The organism is Yoonia rosea, from assembly GCF_900156505.1.
Classification (GTDB): domain Bacteria; phylum Pseudomonadota; class Alphaproteobacteria; order Rhodobacterales; family Rhodobacteraceae; genus Yoonia; species Yoonia rosea.
Genome location: NZ_FTPR01000001.1, coordinates 1,021,790 through 1,039,296 on the forward strand (window position 1 = coordinate 1,021,790; position 17,507 = coordinate 1,039,296).

Annotated in this window: 17 protein-coding genes; 9 read left to right on the plus strand and 8 right to left on the minus strand. The window is 58.2% G+C overall.

The genetic code is table 11. The features are described from left to right. Positions 1-6: 6 nt before the first annotated feature. The 3 genes from B0B09_RS04965 to B0B09_RS04975 all read right to left on the minus strand — a co-directional run bounded on the left by B0B09_RS04965 (position 7) and on the right by B0B09_RS04975 (position 3,575). Entirely contained in the window at positions 7-951 is a 945-nt protein-coding gene (locus B0B09_RS04965; RefSeq protein ID WP_055293003.1) for a TRAP transporter small permease subunit, read from the minus strand. Positions 952-1,060: 109 nt separating this feature from the next. Continuing rightward, entirely contained in the window at positions 1,061-2,146 is a 1,086-nt protein-coding gene (locus B0B09_RS04970) for a TRAP transporter substrate-binding protein (RefSeq protein ID WP_076658606.1), read from the minus strand. A gap of 355 nt (positions 2,147-2,501) precedes the next feature. Continuing rightward, positions 2,502-3,575 (minus strand): LysM peptidoglycan-binding domain-containing protein, encoded by a 1,074-nt coding sequence (locus B0B09_RS04975; RefSeq protein ID WP_076658607.1) that lies wholly within the window; start codon positions 3,573-3,575, stop codon positions 2,502-2,504. Between the two features lie 432 nt (positions 3,576-4,007). Between B0B09_RS04975 and yghU the strand changes: the two genes are divergently transcribed. The 4 genes from yghU (at position 4,008) to ilvN (ending at position 8,591) form a co-directional block, all read left to right on the plus strand. Continuing rightward, on the plus strand, positions 4,008-4,877 hold the full coding sequence (gene yghU / locus B0B09_RS04980) for a glutathione-dependent disulfide-bond oxidoreductase (RefSeq protein ID WP_076659800.1): 870 nt from the start codon (positions 4,008-4,010) through the stop codon (positions 4,875-4,877). A 167-nt stretch (positions 4,878-5,044) separates the two neighbouring features. Further along, positions 5,045-5,959 (plus strand): calcium/sodium antiporter, encoded by a 915-nt coding sequence (locus tag B0B09_RS04985; protein ID WP_076659801.1) that lies wholly within the window; start codon positions 5,045-5,047, stop codon positions 5,957-5,959. A gap of 262 nt (positions 5,960-6,221) precedes the next feature. Further along, positions 6,222-7,976 carry an acetolactate synthase 3 large subunit gene (locus B0B09_RS04990; protein WP_076658608.1) on the plus strand — a complete coding sequence of 585 codons (1,755 nt, stop codon included), beginning with the start codon at positions 6,222-6,224 and terminating at the stop codon, positions 7,974-7,976. A gap of 48 nt (positions 7,977-8,024) precedes the next feature. Next, a complete protein-coding gene (gene ilvN / locus B0B09_RS04995; RefSeq protein ID WP_055293008.1) occupies positions 8,025-8,591 on the plus strand; it encodes an acetolactate synthase small subunit in 567 nt (188 codons plus the stop codon). 85 nt (positions 8,592-8,676) lie between these two features. On the opposite strand, the gene B0B09_RS05000 is transcribed toward ilvN, so the two are convergent. Further along, positions 8,677-8,919: an EF-hand domain-containing protein gene (locus B0B09_RS05000; RefSeq protein ID WP_055293009.1), complete on the minus strand. Its 243-nt coding sequence runs from the start codon at positions 8,917-8,919 to the stop codon at positions 8,677-8,679. Positions 8,920-9,251: 332 nt separating this feature from the next. On the opposite strand from B0B09_RS05000, the gene B0B09_RS05005 reads away from it, so the two are divergent. The 4 genes from B0B09_RS05005 to B0B09_RS05020 are packed head-to-tail and all read left to right on the plus strand — an operon-like array spanning position 9,252 to position 13,028. Beyond that, complete coding sequence (locus B0B09_RS05005) at positions 9,252-10,406, plus strand: aromatic ring-hydroxylating oxygenase subunit alpha (RefSeq protein WP_076658609.1); 1,155 nt, start codon at positions 9,252-9,254, stop codon at positions 10,404-10,406. Continuing rightward, entirely contained in the window at positions 10,403-10,612 is a 210-nt protein-coding gene (locus B0B09_RS05010) for a hypothetical protein (protein ID WP_076658610.1), read from the plus strand. The genes B0B09_RS05005 and B0B09_RS05010 overlap by 4 nt, the downstream gene beginning before the upstream one ends. A 59-nt stretch (positions 10,613-10,671) precedes the next feature. Next, on the plus strand, positions 10,672-11,613 hold the full coding sequence (locus B0B09_RS05015) for a nucleoside hydrolase (RefSeq protein WP_076658611.1): 942 nt from the start codon (positions 10,672-10,674) through the stop codon (positions 11,611-11,613). Then, on the plus strand, positions 11,613-13,028 hold the full coding sequence (locus tag B0B09_RS05020; RefSeq protein WP_076658612.1) for a protein adenylyltransferase SelO: 1,416 nt from the start codon (positions 11,613-11,615) through the stop codon (positions 13,026-13,028). The genes B0B09_RS05015 and B0B09_RS05020 overlap by 1 nt, the downstream gene beginning before the upstream one ends. On the opposite strand, the gene B0B09_RS05025 is transcribed toward B0B09_RS05020, so the two are convergent. From B0B09_RS05025 to B0B09_RS05040, 4 genes are all read right to left on the minus strand, one after another. Then, entirely contained in the window at positions 13,003-13,899 is an 897-nt protein-coding gene (locus tag B0B09_RS05025) for a DMT family transporter (RefSeq protein ID WP_076658613.1), read from the minus strand. The genes B0B09_RS05020 and B0B09_RS05025 overlap by 26 nt on opposite strands. Positions 13,900-14,006: 107 nt before the next feature. Beyond that, positions 14,007-14,972: a DUF3179 domain-containing protein gene (locus B0B09_RS05030; RefSeq protein ID WP_076658614.1), complete on the minus strand. Its 966-nt coding sequence runs from the start codon at positions 14,970-14,972 to the stop codon at positions 14,007-14,009. Between the two features lie 92 nt (positions 14,973-15,064). Further along, complete coding sequence (locus B0B09_RS05035) at positions 15,065-15,610, minus strand: peptidylprolyl isomerase (RefSeq protein ID WP_076658615.1); 546 nt, start codon at positions 15,608-15,610, stop codon at positions 15,065-15,067. Continuing rightward, complete coding sequence (locus tag B0B09_RS05040; protein WP_076658616.1) at positions 15,603-16,109, minus strand: peptidylprolyl isomerase; 507 nt, start codon at positions 16,107-16,109, stop codon at positions 15,603-15,605. Before B0B09_RS05040 ends, B0B09_RS05035 begins: the two co-directional genes overlap by 8 nt. A gap of 132 nt (positions 16,110-16,241) precedes the next feature. Between B0B09_RS05040 and B0B09_RS05045 the strand changes: the two genes are divergently transcribed. Continuing rightward, the gene (locus tag B0B09_RS05045) at positions 16,242-17,417 is read left to right on the plus strand and encodes a phosphoglycerate kinase (RefSeq protein ID WP_076658617.1); all 1,176 of its coding nucleotides are present in this window, start codon (positions 16,242-16,244) and stop codon (positions 17,415-17,417) included. Positions 17,418-17,507: the final 90 nt, after the last annotated feature.

Here is a 17,507-nt window from a genome sequence, read left to right on the forward strand (position 1 = left end):
CTGTTCTTAGTGGATGTCTGCGACGAGTTCGGCAGTCGGATCGCCGAGTTCGTCTTTATCAAGATGTTTGCCTTCGCTTTCGGGACCCTCTTTCCACTCAAGATACGAGCGGTAGAAGAAAGCAACGGCCTGCAGCATGACCATCAGCGCGAAGGTCACCAGCAGCACCTTGAAAAGGAAGTACGCATTAAAGCCGTTGGGCGAGAAACCGATGGTTTCGATATTCCACCGCAGCGCACGGGCCTTGGTCAGCAAACGGTCGAGCGTATCCGAGGCCGACGGGTTCGGCACCACAAGGTGACGCCACAAGAAGAACCAGCCGTAAAGCCAGATAATAATCGCGCCGGGCAGCATGAACACAATCGACCCAAACATGTCGATGACGCGCTTGGTGCGATAGCTGACGGCGGAATAAACCAGATCGACGCGCACGTGGCCGCCCTGCACGAATGTGTAGGCGGCGCAAAGGCATACAATCATGGCGTTATAGAATTTCAATTCTTCGGACCACCAGCTGACGTCTTTGGTGAATGACGCACCAAAGCCCACGCTGATTTCAGCCACAGCAAAGACCCGCTGCATGAAGATGATGATGATCTGTTGCAGCACCATGAGCAAACCTGCCCATGCCGCAACCCGACCAACGATGTTCGCAAAGCCCTCAAGCCCGCGCACATAGCCCCACATGATCCGGTTGTTATAAAGACCGACCGCTGTGAAAACGAGAAATGCCGCCAATGCGACAAAGAAGAACTCGACGGAGGCCCCGTAGTAGATAAAGCGCATCAGCGCCTCTTTCTGCTCGGTCTCCATTGCCCCGTTGATGGTGGGCACCCACGACAACCACTGGCCCGGATGAAAGATCGCATAAAAGAAGTTGTAGAACGCTTCAATCAGGTTGGCGAAAAACCACCCGATCGCATTGCCGCCCCATGCTTCGACCAGTCCCATGGTCACTCCCCCGCATTGATGATCGTCTTGTTTTGCGGATAGGGCCCCGCCACTGGCAGGGCCCTATCATATTGCGCGTTTTCAGCCGCTATCGGCCGAAACAAACACCTTAAAGTGCGTTGAAACGTGCGCGCTGTTGCTGGAACACGTTGTCCGAGATGGACGTCCAAGCATATGTCGCAGCGGCGGCTTCTTCCTGGCTTGCACGGATACGGGCGAAAAGCTCGTCACCCATGAACTCGTCCAGCGCTTCTTTTGATGCACGACCGAATGCATCCCAGACATCGTCAGGGAATTGCATGATCTTGGTGCCCTGCTGCTGCAGACGCTGCAACGCTGCACCGTTGTTGTAGTTGGACTGCGACAGGCTCCAGTGGTGTGTTGCAGCGGCAGCTGTTTCACAGATCGCCTGCTGGGCTGGTGTCAGCTCGTTCCAGACATCGCGGTTAAACGCACATGTCAGAACCGAACCCGGCTCGTGGAAACCACCTGTGTAGTAGAATTCACAGACTTCCTGGAAGCCAAGACGCTCGTCCGCGAAAGGACCGATCCACTCGGCACCGTCGATCGCGCCCGAAGAGAGGGCCTGATAGATTTCGCCGCCTGGGATGTTCTGGACGGATGCACCTGTGCGACCCAGCGCCAGACCACCGATGCCCGGCATACGGAAGCGCAGACCCTGCAGGTCGGCGGCAGAGTTGATTTCTTTGTTGAACCAACCACCTGGCTGGTGACCTGTGTTGCCGCACATGAACGACTTGAGGTTAAAGATTTCGCCCAGTTCGTCGTGCAGTTCTTTACCGCCGCCATGCTGGTACCAGCTGATCATCTCGCCGCCTGTTGCACCGAAAGGCACAGCCGTGAAGTAGTAGTAACCGGGGTGCTGACCGCCGAAGTAGTAATCAGCCGAGTGATAGACGTCCGCTTGGCCCGAAGACACAGCGTCAAACACTTCGAATGCACCAACCAGCTGGCCTGCTGCGCGCTTTTCGATTGTGATTTGACCGTCGGACATGCTGTTGACAAGGTCAACAAACTTGACTGCGGCATCATCAAAGACAGCAAAGCCGTCAGGCACCGATGTTACCATCGTCAAAGTGCGTCCACCCTGCGCGATTGCTGGTGCTGCCAGTGCCGATGCGGCAACAGCCGAACCACCAATAGCGGTATTCTTTAGAAAGGAACGACGATCCATTTACTTTTCTCCCAGTTGTAACTCTGTCCGGCTCCTCCCAGAGCTCGAACCCGTATAAGGTGGAGGCATCCTAGCGCCGCAGATTGAAAGTTAAAGCATTACATTCGTGCAAATGGCAAAAATTGTTATTTATTTTGACCAATCTTTACGCAAATCCTGCCTGCTGACCCGCCACAACACGTTAAACGTGCAAAGATGATGCGTTTGTTGCGCGTATGCGGTGCAGATCGCAACAATACCACATGACCGTTCAGGCACGGGTACCGGCCTGCGCATAATGCCTGCCCGCCATCGCAGATATGAAAACGCCCGCTGCAATCAAGCAACGGGCGCTTCCACCGAGAGGGAACTTGATTTAGTTTTCAACGGTCTGTTGAATGCTTTCACGTACAATGTTGAACCACTCACCGGACAGGCGCAGCTGTTCCAGACCCGCGTTGATGATCGGCAACGCTTCGTTGGCGAAAGCGTTGTCTTTCGACACAAAGACATGGGACGACACGGCGCCGCGCAGTGGCTCTAGTGTTGCGACCGCGTCGACCATACCGGCAGAGCGGATGTCCTCTTCGGCGGGCAGCGCGTCATAGGTGACGATATCGACTTCGCCGTTCTGCAAAAGCTGGAAACAGCCGTCTTGCGCCACTGTCGTCACATAGGTGATGTTCGGCTCGACAAGCTGCGCCGCCTCAAGATCGAAGGTGAACCACGCTTCGGGCCGGCAGATACGTGCGCCGAACAGATCGTTGGTGCTTTGCGCATTCGCATATGCACTGCCGTTCAATGTGTAGAAGTCTACGATGATCTCATAGAACGGGTCAGAGTGGTTGAAGTCGGTGCACCGGCTGGCACTTGCCGGTCCAAGGTTTTCAACGCGGCTACAATCAGGACGGAACCACGGGAACGCCATATCAATGGCACCGATTGGCAGCAGCGTCTCAAGATGCGAGCCCCAGTCGTTCACGAACACAATATCATATTCCTGATCCGGATTGCCCAGTTGCATTGACCGGTCCACCATTCGCGTGATCATCCCGCCGCCCGGCATGTCCTCATCGCTAAAGGGCGCGTAATCGGAGCCTGTCGCGATGCGCAGGGGCCGTGCGGGCGCAGAAGTGACCGGTGCAGGCGCCGTGGACGCCGCGACAACGGCTGCAGCACCTGTCGGCAAAGACCCGTCAGCACAGGGGATCGCCAGCACTTGCCCGACCTCAAGCTGGTTCGGGCTTTCCAGAACGGTGGTGTTCGCGTCAAACAGAACGCGGAACCCGCCGGGGACCTCTGCTGCGGTTGCAATCCGGCTTAACACGTCGCCACGCACAACTGTGTAGAAGGAACACTGCTCTTGTGCCTGCGCCTGTCCGGCGGCCAGTGTTGTGAACCCTGCCGCAGCCGCAACAGCCACCGCCAAATTTGTGGAGGTTTTATACATTCTATTTCCTTTCCCTGTAGCCGCGCCGCAGCGCAAAAATGCAAAACTGAGCAAACCGTTTCAATGCAGTTCGGTGTTCTTGAGACCCACTATCCCGCCAATCAAGGCAAAATCTTGACAGAAACGGGACCAATACAAAGTTTCTTTCTATTCACTTTCGTATAGACATTCCGGCGACTTTGGCCAGCATTTGTAATTCAACGGTTGCAAAATTGCTTTATTGTAGCACAGAAAGAAACGCTGGCGCGCCCTGCCCTTTTTCCGATGCGGCGGAAATATGGCTTATCTTCAAGCATTCAGCGTATTGATGACTGGCGGCTTGATCTGGGCGCGCATGAACGCCAGTTTCGCATCCGCAGCATGCAAAACCTTGCAGCGGCAGCAATAGGCCCCACATTGCAAAGAACTGCACATACTATGAACGGAGAAGACATGTCAGAGACCACCGCCTACACCCCGCCAAAAGTCTGGACTTGGGACGCCGAAAGCGGCGGTCAGTTTGCCAATATTAACCGCCCCATAGCCGGGCCCACGCATGACAAAGACCTGCCCGTCGGCAAGCACCCGCTACAGCTGCACTCGCTTGCCACGCCCAACGGCGTCAAGGTGACCGTTATGCTCGAAGAACTGCTGGCCGCGGGCCATGCCGCCGAATACGACGCATGGCTGATCAACATTCAGGAAGGTGACCAGTTCAGCAGCGGCTTTGTGGATGTGAACCCCAACTCCAAGATCCCTGCCCTGTTTGATAAGGAAACCGGCGTGCGTGTTTTCGAAAGTGGCGCGATCCTGCTCTATCTGGCCGAAAAATACGGGGCTTTCTTGCCCAAAGACGTGGCGGAACGCACAGAAACGCTCAACTGGCTGTTCTGGCTGCAAGGGTCAGCACCCTATCTTGGCGGCGGCTTTGGCCATTTCTACGCCTATGCACCGGAAAAATTCGAATACCCCATCAACCGCTTCGCAATGGAGGCCAAGCGTCAGCTGGATGTGCTGAACAGACGGCTTGAAGACTGCGAATATCTCGGGGGTGACGCGTACTCGATCGCCGACATGGCAACTGCGCCCTGGTATGGCGCGCTGGTCAAGGGCCTCGTCTATGATGCCGCCGAATTCCTAGACGTGGCCTCTTATGAACACGTCAACCGCTGGGCAGATGCAGTGATGAACCGTCCCGCCTATCTGCGCGGCAAGATGGTGAACCGCGCATGGGGTGATCCCGCCGAGCAGTTGCGCGAACGCCATGATGCAGGCGATTTCGACACCCAGACATGGGACAAGATCGGCACCGAAGAAAGCTGATTGCCAATCTGCTTTCACACTTACCCGAAGCGAGACCCGCGCAGGGCCTTTGTTTCGGGTAAGTGACCGCCTGACGGCGGCGAAGGCTGCGTGAAGATTATTTTTAGCCTCCACTTGTAAACGCCCGCGCGGCGACTTCTCTACACACATGCAGGGGGCGCATGATGCTGACATATCTTATTCTGGTTTTCGGGCTGACAGCCCTCTTTCTTGGTGGCGATATGCTGGTCAAAGGGGCCAGTGGGCTTGCGCTGCGGTTCGGGCTTTCGCCCATGGTGATCGGGCTGACGGTGGTGGGGTTCGGCACCTCTGCGCCGGAGCTGCTTGTGTCGCTGGAGGCAGCCCTTGGCGGGCAATCCGGTATCGCGATCGGAAACGTCCTGGGCTCGAATATCGCCAACACCCTGCTGATCCTCGGGCTGGCTGCCGTATTGGCCCCGATCGTTGTCAACTTCAGAACCGTCCGGCGCGATCTGGGCTGGATGGTCGCGGCAACACTTGTCCTGCCGCTTGTCCTTTGGTCGGGCGACATGGGGCGGATCGAAGGGCTGGTGCTCGTGGCGGGCCTGGTGGTGTTTTTGGTCGCGAGCCTGCAAAACGGCGGGCATATCCCTGATGACATCACCCCTACGGGTTCTTTGTGGCGCAGTCTGGTGCTGACACTGGGCGGGCTTGTCGCACTTATGGTCGGCGCGCATTACCTTGTGCAAAGTGCGACCATCATCGCGCGCGATTTCGGCGTGTCCGAGGCGATGATCGGGCTGAGCATCGTGGCCATCGGGACCTCTTTGCCCGAACTGGCAACCACCATCACAGCCGTGATCCGTGGACAACGCGATATCGCGATAGGAAACGTGATCGGGTCTAATATTTTCAATATCTTGGGCATCCTCGGCCTCACGGCATTGGTCACGCCGATCCCTGTTGCTGCACGCTTTATGGCGATTGATATCCCGTTCCTGTTTGGCCTGACAGCCGTCACCGTCGGGCTCTTGTGGCTGACGGGTCGGCTCGGGCGGATCACCGGTATCATCATGCTTCTCGCTTACGCCGCCTACCTGTTCCTGACAGCAAATCTTTGAAACGCAAAAAACGGCCTTTGAAAGAAAGTTGCAAAAAACCGCTCTCAAACGACACTTTCTCCATTCCGGCGGTTGACCCCCCTTTCCCTGCGCACTAATGTCCGGCCAAGCAAAGGAACCCCGATGACACACGTCGTACTAATTGTGAGAAACACGCGCATGGGCCGGTAACGGTAAATCCATAACGATCCCATGCGCCCCCGACACACTCGGGGGTTTTTTTGTGACTAAAGAAACCAGATACGCGAAGGACGCGAGACAGATGACAAAGACCATGACGGGCGCAAAAATGGTTGTTCAAGCACTGATTGATCAGGGCGTGGACACAGTCTTTGGATACCCCGGTGGTGCGGTCCTACCGATCTATGACGAGATTTTTCAGCAAAACAGCATCAAACACGTGCTGGTGCGCCATGAACAAGGTGCGGTTCACGCCGCCGAAGGCTATGCCCGTTCAACCGGTAAACCCGGTGTGGCGCTGGTGACCTCCGGCCCGGGTGCGACCAATGCTGTGACAGGTCTGACCGATGCATTGATGGATAGCATTCCGATTATCGTGCTGACCGGACAGGTACCGACCTTCATGATCGGCTCTGACGCGTTTCAGGAATGTGATACCGTGGGCATCACGCGGCCTTGTACGAAACATAACTGGCTGGTGAAAGAGACCGACAAACTGTCGTCGGTCCTGCATGAGGCGTTCCATATTGCCACGTCCGGCCGCCCCGGACCTGTCGTGATCGACATTCCCAAGGACGTGCAGTTCGCCACCGGCAAATACACCGAGGCGCGGCAGGTCGAGACCCATTACAACCCGCAGGTCAAGGGTGACATGGAGATGATCACCGAACTGGCCGAGGCGATGGAAAAGGCCAAACGCCCTGTGTTCTATACTGGCGGTGGTGTCATCAACTCGGGTCCTGCGGCCAGCCAACTGCTCCGCGAACTGGTGGCCGAAACCGGTTTCCCGATCACATCCACGCTGATGGGTCTGGGCTGTTATCCCGCATCCGGTGACAACTGGCTGGGCATGCTGGGCATGCACGGGCTTTATGAGGCCAATATGGCGATGCACGACTGCGATCTGATGATCAACATCGGCGCGCGTTTTGACGACCGCATCACAGGGCGGCTTGATGCCTTCAGCCCCGGTTCGACCAAGGCGCATATCGATATCGACGCATCCTCCATCAACAAGGTGATCAAGGTCGATATCCCGATTTTGGGTGACGTGGCCCATGTGCTGGAAGACCTGCTGAACGTCTGGAAGGCGCGCGGTCGCAAGACCAACAAAGAGGCGGTCCAGAAATGGTGGGGCCAGATCAATGAGTGGCGCAAGGTCGATTGTCTGAAGTTCAAGCAAGAGGGCAAGGTGATTAAACCGCAATACGCCCTGTCGCGCCTGCAAGAGCTGACCAAGAACCACGACCGTTACATTTGCACCGAGGTGGGCCAGCACCAGATGTGGGCCGCGCAATACCTTGATTTCGAGGATCCGAACCGCTGGATGACGTCCGGTGGTCTGGGCACCATGGGATATGGGTTCCCTGCCTCGATCGGTGTGCAGATGGGCCATCCCGATGCGCTCGTCATCAACGTGGCGGGCGAAGCGTCATGGCTGATGAACATGCAGGAACTGGGTACGGCGATGCAGTACAAATTGCCCGTCAAACAGTTCATCCTGAACAATGAACGTCTGGGCATGGTGCGCCAGTGGCAAGAGTTGCTGCATGGTGAGCGTTATTCCTCCAGTTGGTCGGAATCGCTGCCGGATTTCGTGAAACTGGCCGAGGCGTTTGGGGCCAAAGGTATCATCTGTTCTGATCCCGATGATCTGGATGATGCGATCATGGAGATGCTGAACCACGATGGCCCTGTCTTGTTCGACTGTCTGGTGGAAAAGCACGAGAACTGCTTCCCGATGATCCCATCGGGCAAGCCGCATAACGAGATGCTGCTGGGCGAAGGCGCGGATACGGCGAATGCAATCAAGTCTGATGGCGCGGTGATGGTGTAACGACCGCACTACGACCATTTCAAAGAACAACGAAAAAAGGGACATCGCATGTCACCGCTCAAAATCAAAAAAGGCTCGACCAGCCATTCCGCCTATGACCTACGGCCCACCTTTTCCGACAAGGAAGAGCGGCACACGCTGGCGGTTCTTGTCGAAAACGAACCGGGGGTTCTGTCCCGTGTCATCGGGCTTTTCGCAGGCCGGGGCTATAACATCGACAGCCTGACCGTGGCGGAGGTGGACCATTTGGGCCACCGGTCGCGCATCACGATTGTCACCACCGGAACGCCGCAGACCATCGTTCAGATCAAGGCACAGCTGGGGCGGTTTGTGGATGTGCACAAGGTCAATGACCTGACCGTTGAAGGCCCGTCTGTTGAGCGTGAACTGGCGCTTTTCAAGGTTCAGGGGACCGGCGAACACCGGATCGAGGCCATTCGTCTGGCCGATATTTTCCGCGCAAATGTGGTCGATAGCACCTTGGAATCATTCGTTTTCGAGATCACAGGCACATCTGAAAAAATCGACGCTTTCGCCGAATTGATGCAGCCTTTGGGGCTGACTGAAATCGCGCGGACCGGTGTTGCGGCCCTGTCGCGCGGATCGGTCGCCTAAGCGCAATCCCTCGCGCCCGATTGGGGCCTGACGCGAGGGACGCGTCATTGCGCCGTATCAGAGGCTGACACGGCGCAACGTGACCTTATGCTGGCAGCAGGCCAGCGTCTGTCGCCGCGGCAATCTCGTCCGCGTCCAGCAGGCCGTCACCCGATGTATCGAGCGCCGAGAAATCATCTTCGGACATTTCAGGCATCACAGCCTGAACTTCCGGATAGCTGTACATACCGTCGCCGTTGATATCGATATCGGCGCTTTGGGCAAAGCCGGGAACAGCCAGCGCGGTGAGGACAGCAATTGGTGCAATCAGCTTAAGTGTACGTGTCATTTTTTCGTTCTCCTATAAGGACATGAAGAAGGCTTTGCTGCCTTCACCGTCACATTTGGTCGTCTTTGCCCCACCATTCCATAGGCACCTTGCAAAAGACAGGTTTGCAGCGCCGTTGCGCCAAATTCTGTGTCAGTGATGCGCAAAAGCACGCTGACAATCCGGCCCCGCAAAGCCACCGGCAATACATCACCTAAGCACGCTGCGCGAAATGGCAATCTTTGGCGCAAGGCGGGCCCGCAATGTCGCTGCGAGAAAATCCGCCGTCGCGGTCAGGCAGAATCTTTTCCGCGTCCCCGTGCTAGGCTTTGGGCAGCATGAGGATGTGACAGATGGCCCAAGACCTTTCCCTGCAGACACTGGACGCGGTGCAACGCCCGATCGAAACCGCGCATGGGCTGCCAAATGCGCATTACATCGACCCTGCAGTGTTCGAGATCGAAAAGCAGGCTGTGCTTTGTGCCAATTGGGCCGGCCTTGCCGTTGCTGCAGAGGTGCCCGAAGCGGGCGATGCGAAACCGATGGAATTTCTGGGCATGCCGCTTTTGCTGGTGCGCGACCGCGCGGGTCAGGTCCGCGTCTTCCAGAATATCTGCCGCCATCGTGGCATGATCCTTGTCGCAGAGCCCCGCAAGATCGAAGGCGCGATCCGCTGCCCCTATCATTCGTGGTGCTATTCGACCGAAGGCAAACTTGTTTCGACCCCGCATGTAGGCGGCCCGGGTCACAACACCCATGAGGCGATCGACAAATCCCTGCTCGGGCTGATCGAGGTCCGCAGCCATATCTGGTTTGACACCGTCTTTATCAACATCAGCGGCGATGCCGCCCCCTTTGAAGAGGTTCACGCCGATCTGATCGCCCGCTGGTCTGCCTTTCACCAACCGATGTATCACGGTGGGGCGGACAGCACCTTTACCCTTGATGTCAAAACCAACTGGAAACTGGCGGTCGAGAATTACTGCGAGAGCTATCACCTGCCGTGGGTCCATCCGGGCCTGAACAGCTATTCGCGGTTGGAGGATCACTACAACATCAACGAAAAAGGCAAATTCTCCGGGCAAGGCACGCTGGTTTACCGGCAACTGACGGGTGACGATGGCACAGTGTTTCCCGATTTTGCGGGGCTTGACGCGCAATGGACCGAAGGCGGCGAATATCTGACGGTCTTTCCCAACGTCCTGCTGGGTGTGCAGCGTGACCATACCTTCGTGATCGTGCTGGAGCCCATCAGCCACGCGCAGACGCGCGAGCATATCCACCTTTACTATGCCGCACCGCAGACCGATGACGCCTTGCGCGCAAAGAACGCAGCGCAATGGAAGGTGGTCTTCGAGGAAGATATTTTCGTGGTCGAAGGCATGCAAAAGGGGCGATACGCGCCCGGTTTTGACGGTGGCCGGTTTAGCCCTGCGATGGATGGCCCCACCCATTGCTTCCACGATTGGGTGGCGGGCAGGATCGCGGCACATCTTTCCGCGCCATGACGCCACTCCAAGATCGCCTGCTTGCCGCACACGCCCGCGACGACCGCGCGGCGCTGGTTGGACTTTATACCGAAGCGGCGGATGCGGCCCCTGATCTGAATGCGGCCTGTTTCTACCTGACACACGCCTACATCTACGCGCTTGAAAAAGGTGATCCCGCCGCAGAGCAACTTTATCACCGCCTGAAGGCGCAAGGGCGCGTCTAGCCCCTTGCCCCTGCCCGCCCTTCACCCCAGTTTAGGGGCAGGCAAGACAGGACAAACACATGGCACCCCGCAAGATCATCATCGACACCGACCCCGGACAGGACGACGCCGTCGCCATCCTGCTCGCCCTCGCATCGCCCGAGGATATCGAGGTGCTGGGGATCACGGCAGTGGCGGGCAACGTGCCCCTGCCCCTGACCGAAAAGAACGCGCGGATTGTCTGTGAACTGGCAGGCAAGCCCGAGACCAAGGTCTTTGCGGGCTGCGATGCACCCATGAAACGCAAGCTGGTCACGGCCGAGCATGTCCACGGCAAGACCGGACTTGATGGCCCGCAGATGGACGACCCCACGATGCCCTTGCGAGAGCAGCACGCGGTGGATTTCATTATTGAGACTTTGCGCAACGAACCCAGCGGCACTGTCACCCTCTGCCCCATCGGCCCGCTGACCAATATTGCAACCGCCTTTGAACGTGCCCCCGATATTATTAAACGCGTGCAGGAAATTGTCCTGATGGGCGGTGCCTATTTCGAGGTGGGCAACATCACCCCCACCGCCGAATTCAACATCTATGTCGATCCCGAGGCCGCCAAAATCGTCTTTGGCGCGGGCGCGCCGCTGGTCGTGATGCCGCTGGATGTGACGCATAAGGCGCTGACCACGCACAACCGCATTGATGCCTTCCGTTCCATGCACACCAAAGTCGGCGATATGGTCGCCGCATGGACCGATTTCTTCGAACGCTTCGATATGGAGAAATACGGGTCCGAAGGCGCCCCGCTGCACGACCCCTGCACCATCGCCTATCTGATCGAACCGCAGTTGTTTGCAGGGCGTCACATCAACGTCGAGATTGAGACCGAAAGCCCGCTTACCCTTGGTATGACCGTGGCCGACTGGTGGCGCGTGACAGACCGCCCCGCCAATGCACTGTTCATGAAGGATGTCGACACCTCTGGGTTTTTTGCGCTGCTGGCGGCGCGTCTGGCGCGGCTGTAATGCGTATTCCTTTTGACAATTCCTATGCGCAATTGCCGCCACAGATGTACACGGCGCAACTGCCGACACCGGTGAAAGCCCCACAGGTGATTGCAACAAATGCGGCGCTCGCCACGATCCTCGGGATTGATCCTGCTGATCTGGCCGCACCGGATGCCGCACAGGTCTTTGCAGGCAACCATATCCCCGACGGGGCCGCCCCGCTTGCGCAGGTCTATGCCGGTCACCAATTCGGCAACTGGAACCCGCAGCTGGGCGACGGGCGCGCGGTGCTTTTGGGTGAAGTTGTGGGCACAGACGGTATCCGCCGCGATATCCAGCTCAAGGGCGCTGGCCCCACACCCTATTCACGCAGCGGCGACGGGCGCGCGTGGCTGGGGCCTGTGATGCGTGAATACCTTGTCTCCGAGGCCATGCATGCAATGGGCGTGCCCACAACCCGCGCGCTGGCCGCTGTGACCACCGGCGAAGACGTCTACCGCGAAGAACGCCTGCCCGGTGCTGTGATCGCCCGCGTTGCCCAAAGCCATATCCGTGTCGGCACATTTCAGTTCTTCGCCAGCCGTGGCGATATGCAGGCGCTGCAAGCGCTGACCGACCACGTCATTGCGCGGCATTATCCCGACGCCAGCGGCCCTGCTGAACTCCTCGATCTGGTGATCGCGCGCTATGCGAAGCTGATCGCGCAATGGATGGGGTTGGGGTTCATCCACGGGGTGATGAACACTGATAACGTTTCGATCGCGGGCGAGACCATTGATTACGGGCCTTGCGCCTTCATGGACGGGTTCCACCCCGACAGCGTGTTCAGCGCAATCGACCAATACGGGCGCTACGCCTATTCCAACCAGCCCGGAATTGGCGCGTGGAACATGGCGCAGTTTGCAACAGCGCTGATCCCCCTGATGCCGGACCGTGATGCGGCGATTGAGGATTTCACGTCCGCCGTGCACCGGATGCCCGCGCTCTATGAAGAGGCATGGCTGTCGGTCTTTGGTGCCAAACTGGGGATTGCTGATCCTCAGGGAGATGACCGCGCGCTGATCACTGACCTGCTGGATCTGATGGCCAAAGATGGCGCGGATTTTACCAATACATTCGCCAATCTGGACGCAGCCCATGCGCGCGATCAATTCATCGACCGTGATGCCTTTGATGCGTGGGCCGCGCGGTGGCAAACCCGCAAATCAGCCGGTGCCGCGCAAATCATGGCGCAGGCCAACCCGCAGATCATCCCGCGCAACCACCGCGTGGAAGAGGTCATTCAGGCAGGCCGCACAGGCGACTATGCGCCGTTCCACGCGCTACTGGCGGCAGTGACAGCACCCTACGCGCCGCTGACCGACACCACCGCAAAATTCGCGCGCGCGCCCAGCAAGGACGAAATGGTTACACGGACGTTCTGCGGGACCTAGGCCGGTTCACCATCAAGATCCCGATGGCGACAAGGATCAGGGCCATGATCAGATTGGGCCCCACCTCTTCGCCCAGCAACAACCAGCCAAGCGCCACCGTCAGCACCGGTGACAGAAAGCTGAACGAGGCGACACCGGAGGCCGGGTAGATCGACAAGAGCCAGAGCCAGAAAATAAAGCCCGCACTCACCACCACAACGATCTGGAAGGCAAGCCCTGCGATGTGGATGGGTGCAATGTCACGGATCAAAGGGCCGAAAAACAGTGCGGCAAAAAGCAACAGCGGCGCTGACACGCCAACCTGCCACATCAACTGGATTTCGGGGCGCACCCGCGATAGCGACGAGGCTTTGGCGATCATCGCTGTGACGGCCCAACCGATTGCAGCCCCCAAAGCCGCCAGATCGCCCCAGAAACTGCCCACGCCATCATCGCGCGTCAGGATCGCCACCGCCACCCCCGCAAGAGCGAGCCCGAGGCCAACCGCTTTGAGTGGCGTGATCTTGTCATCGGGCATGATGAAATGCGCCATGATCGCAAGCCAGACTGGCATCGAATAAAAGATCACAGACGCGCGGCTGACGGCCGTCAGATCAAGGGCCACAAAGAGACACAGAAACTCAAAGGCAAAGACGCAACCAACAGCAAAACCCGCCATCCGCGTGCCTTTTTCAAAGCGCAAGGGAATGCCGCGCCAGCGCAGCCAGAGCCAGATACAGACAACTGCCCCTGCCGAACGAAGCCCTGCAAAGAACACAGGCTGCAACCCGCCGTTGGTGACTTTGATGACCACCTGATTAAAGGCCAGCAACAACGCAAAACTTGTGAGTGCCACCGCACCGAACAGATCAATCTGGGATTTCTTTTCCATCCGCGCAGATCATGCGCGCATCGCCCCCATGTCAAGCGAAACCCGTGGACTTTCCATGTCCCTTCAAACTTCCGCCGGAGGCAGCAATCGCAAAGACCGGTGCAAGGCTAGTTGCCGATCATCCACATCCCCTCGGGCCAGAAGGCGTGGAACGCAAAAGCAAACAGCACATCATGCGGCAGATCATTGCCCGCGTCGTCGCGCACCCGCACATTACCCACATCCCGACCTGCGCTGATGTCGGCACTGTCCAGCGCCGAGGCCTGCCCTGTGGTCCATGACAGGGTCACCCCCGCTTCGCTCAGGGTACCGGCCTCTGCCAGTCGGGTCAGTGGCCACGCCTGATCACCGACGCGCACGACACGCGCCAAGGCGGGGATGTCATGGGGGGGCATTTCACCGGAATAGAGGAACGGGCGATACGCGCTGTCGTAGCGCACATAGGGGTTGGCCCCGTAGTTGCGGTTGAACGCAGGCTCTTCCATCACCAAGCCTGCGGGATTGCGGCTTGCAAAGCTCTCCCAGCTTTCCATCCAGCTGGGCAGACTGATCAGGTCTGCCCCTGTCAGTTCACCTACAATCGCCTCGCCTGTGGCCTGTTGCCACCAGCTTTCTGTTTCGCGGTCATACATGATCATATCGGAATTGCGCAGCTTGCCCGACACCCCGAAACTGAGCGTTCGGTCTGCGGCGCGCCGGTCAAAGGTGATGCCGGAATTACACAAGGGACAAAAGGTGACAGCGACAGGCATGTCGCCGACCACGTCGTTGACGATCTCGTGCCATGTCAGATAGCGGATCGGATAGGCGCGCGGCGTCTCGCCTTCAATCTCAAGGGTGATGACCGGTTCGCGTGGTGTCAAACCCGCTTTGCCGGCGACAGTGACGAACGAAGGATTGTCGAGTGCCGGAATACCGTCTTTCGGCGGACCGCCTGAAATAACCTCGACCCAGCTTTCAACGCTTGTCGTTTCAAAATCGGTGTTCGGCCATTCAAAGGCCCAGAATTCCGGGCTTGCCGCAGACATGGTCGCGGCGGTGCAGAATGCTAGGAACGTGGGGAAAATGCGCATCGGTCTCTCCTGGCAGTTGCCCGCAGGGTGTCCGATTGTGTTGTGTGCGCCTAGCCCCCTCGCGGAGTTGTGAGGGGGCTAGGCCTATTTCGTTACTCGGTCACGCGCACGGCGGCCATCATATCGGGCTGGCCGATCACGGCACCATTGGCACCGGTGCCGCGCTTGATCTGGTCAACAAGCTCCATGCCTTCGGTGACTTCGCCCACAACGGTATATTGCCCGTTCAGGAAATAGCCCGGCTCGAACATGATGAAGAACTGGCTGTTGGCCGAGTTGGGGCTTTGCGCGCGGGCCATGCCCACGACCCCGCGTTCAAAGGGAATGTCCGAGAATTCGGCAGGAATATCCGCAAACTCAGAACCGCCAGTCCCCGCACGCGACAGGTCCATGCCCATCACGCCGTTTTCCACGTCACCCGTTTGCGCCATGAACCCGTCGATCACGCGGTGAAAGACCACGCCATCATAGCTGCCCGCTTCGGCAATGGCGGTGATTTGGGCGACATGCAGCGGCGCTGTGTCCTCGAAAAGGTCGATGACAATCGTGCCGTTGGCTTCGCCCGCAATGTCGATTTCCAAGCCTGCGCTGAGCGCAGGGGTGGCCAGCACAGCAAATGCAGCAGCGTATTTAAACATCGGCAGCGACCTTGACGCTGATCATGCGGTCGGGGTTCATCGGCGGCTCGCCGCGCACGATGGCATCGACGTGCTCCATGCCGGAAATGACCTGTCCGTAAACGGTATACTGGCCGTTCAGGAAGTCGTTGTCCTTGAAGTTGATGAAGAACTGGCTGTTGGCCGAGTTCGGGTTCGCCGAACGCGCCGCACCCAGCGATCCGCGCGCATGCGGGATCTTGGAAAATTCGGCAGGCAGATCAGGCAGGTCGGAGCCGCCGGTGCCTGCGCGACCGATGTTGAAGTTGTCTTCCATGTTGCCGTTGGCCACGTCGCCCGTCTGCGCCATGAAACCGTCGATGACCCGGTGAAAACAAACGTTGTCATATTTGCCAGCCCGCGCCAGCTCTTTCATGCGGGCGGTGTGGGCGGGGGCCACATCCGGCAGCAGCTGGATAATCACATCGCCGCCTTTGAGTGTCATAATGATCGTGTTTTCGGGGTCTTTGATCTCGGCCATGGGGCGCTCCTTAAACTTTTGTTCGGACCTGACATATGATCCCTTGAGACGATTGCCAAGCGGGTCTGGTTGACGCGGGCGCGAGATTGCCGCAACACCACTGCGAAACCTCTGACGCACAGGAGCATGAAGATGGCTTGGAAGACACTTGACGACATGGATTTTGCGGGCAAACGCGCCTTGGTGCGTGTGGATATCAACGTGCCGGTCGAGAATGGCGTCGTGACCGACACGACCCGCATTGAGCGGATCATTCCCACGGTCGATGATATTCAGGAAAAAGGCGGCAAGGTGATCCTGATGGCGCATTTCGGCCGCCCGAAAGGTCAGGTCGTGCCCGAGATGTCATTGGAACACATCGCCCCTGCGGTCGCTGATGTTCTGGGCCTGCCGGTGACATGGGTCAATTCGGACTATGCAGATGCCGTGGCCGAGATGGAGGATGATGAGGTTCTGCTTTTGGAAAACCTGCGCTTTAACCCCGGTGAGGAAAAGAACGACGCAGGCTTTGCCAAACGTCTGGCAAGCCTTGGTGATATCTACGTCAACGATGCCTTCTCTGCCGCCCACCGCGCCCATGCCAGCACCGAGGCAATTGCGCGGCTTTTGCCGTCTTGCGCGGGCCGTTTGATGGCCGAGGAGCTGGGCGCTTTGGAAAAGGCGCTTGGCACACCTGAACGCCCTGTGGTGGCTGTGGTTGGCGGCGCGAAAGTATCGACGAAACTTGACCTGCTGGGCAATCTGGTGGGCAAGGTCGATCATCTGGTGATCGGCGGCGGGATGGCGAATACGTTTTTGGCCGCGCAAGGGATCAATGTGGGCAAGTCGCTTTGCGAACATGATCTGGCCGACACCGCGCGCGATATTCTGGCCAAGGCAGATGCGGCGGGCTGCGAGATTATCCTGCCGCGTGACATTGTGGTGGCACGCGAATTCAAAGCGGGTGCGGCCAATGAAACGCTGGCCCCTGATGCCTGTCCGGCAGACGCGATGATCCTTGATGCGGGGCCTGCGACCGTCGCATATATTTCCGAGGTGCTGGAAAAGGCGAAAACACTCGTCTGGAACGGCCCATTGGGCGCGTTTGAAATTGCGCCCTTCGATGCGGCAACCAATGCAGCGGCGGCGAAGGCGGCGGAACTCTCCAAGGCGGGCAAGCTGATTTCGGTGGCCGGTGGCGGTGATACCGTGGCGGCGCTGAATCAGGCGGGGGCTGCGGATGATTTTACCTATATTTCCACTGCCGGTGGTGCCTTTCTGGAATGGATGGAAGGCAAGGAATTGCCCGGCGTGGCCGCACTTGGCTAACTGTTTGCGATAACATCGTGCCCGGTTGCGCTAACACATTTGCAACCGGGCACGCAGCCCCCTATCGGTCAGGTAACGCTGTTCAGCCAC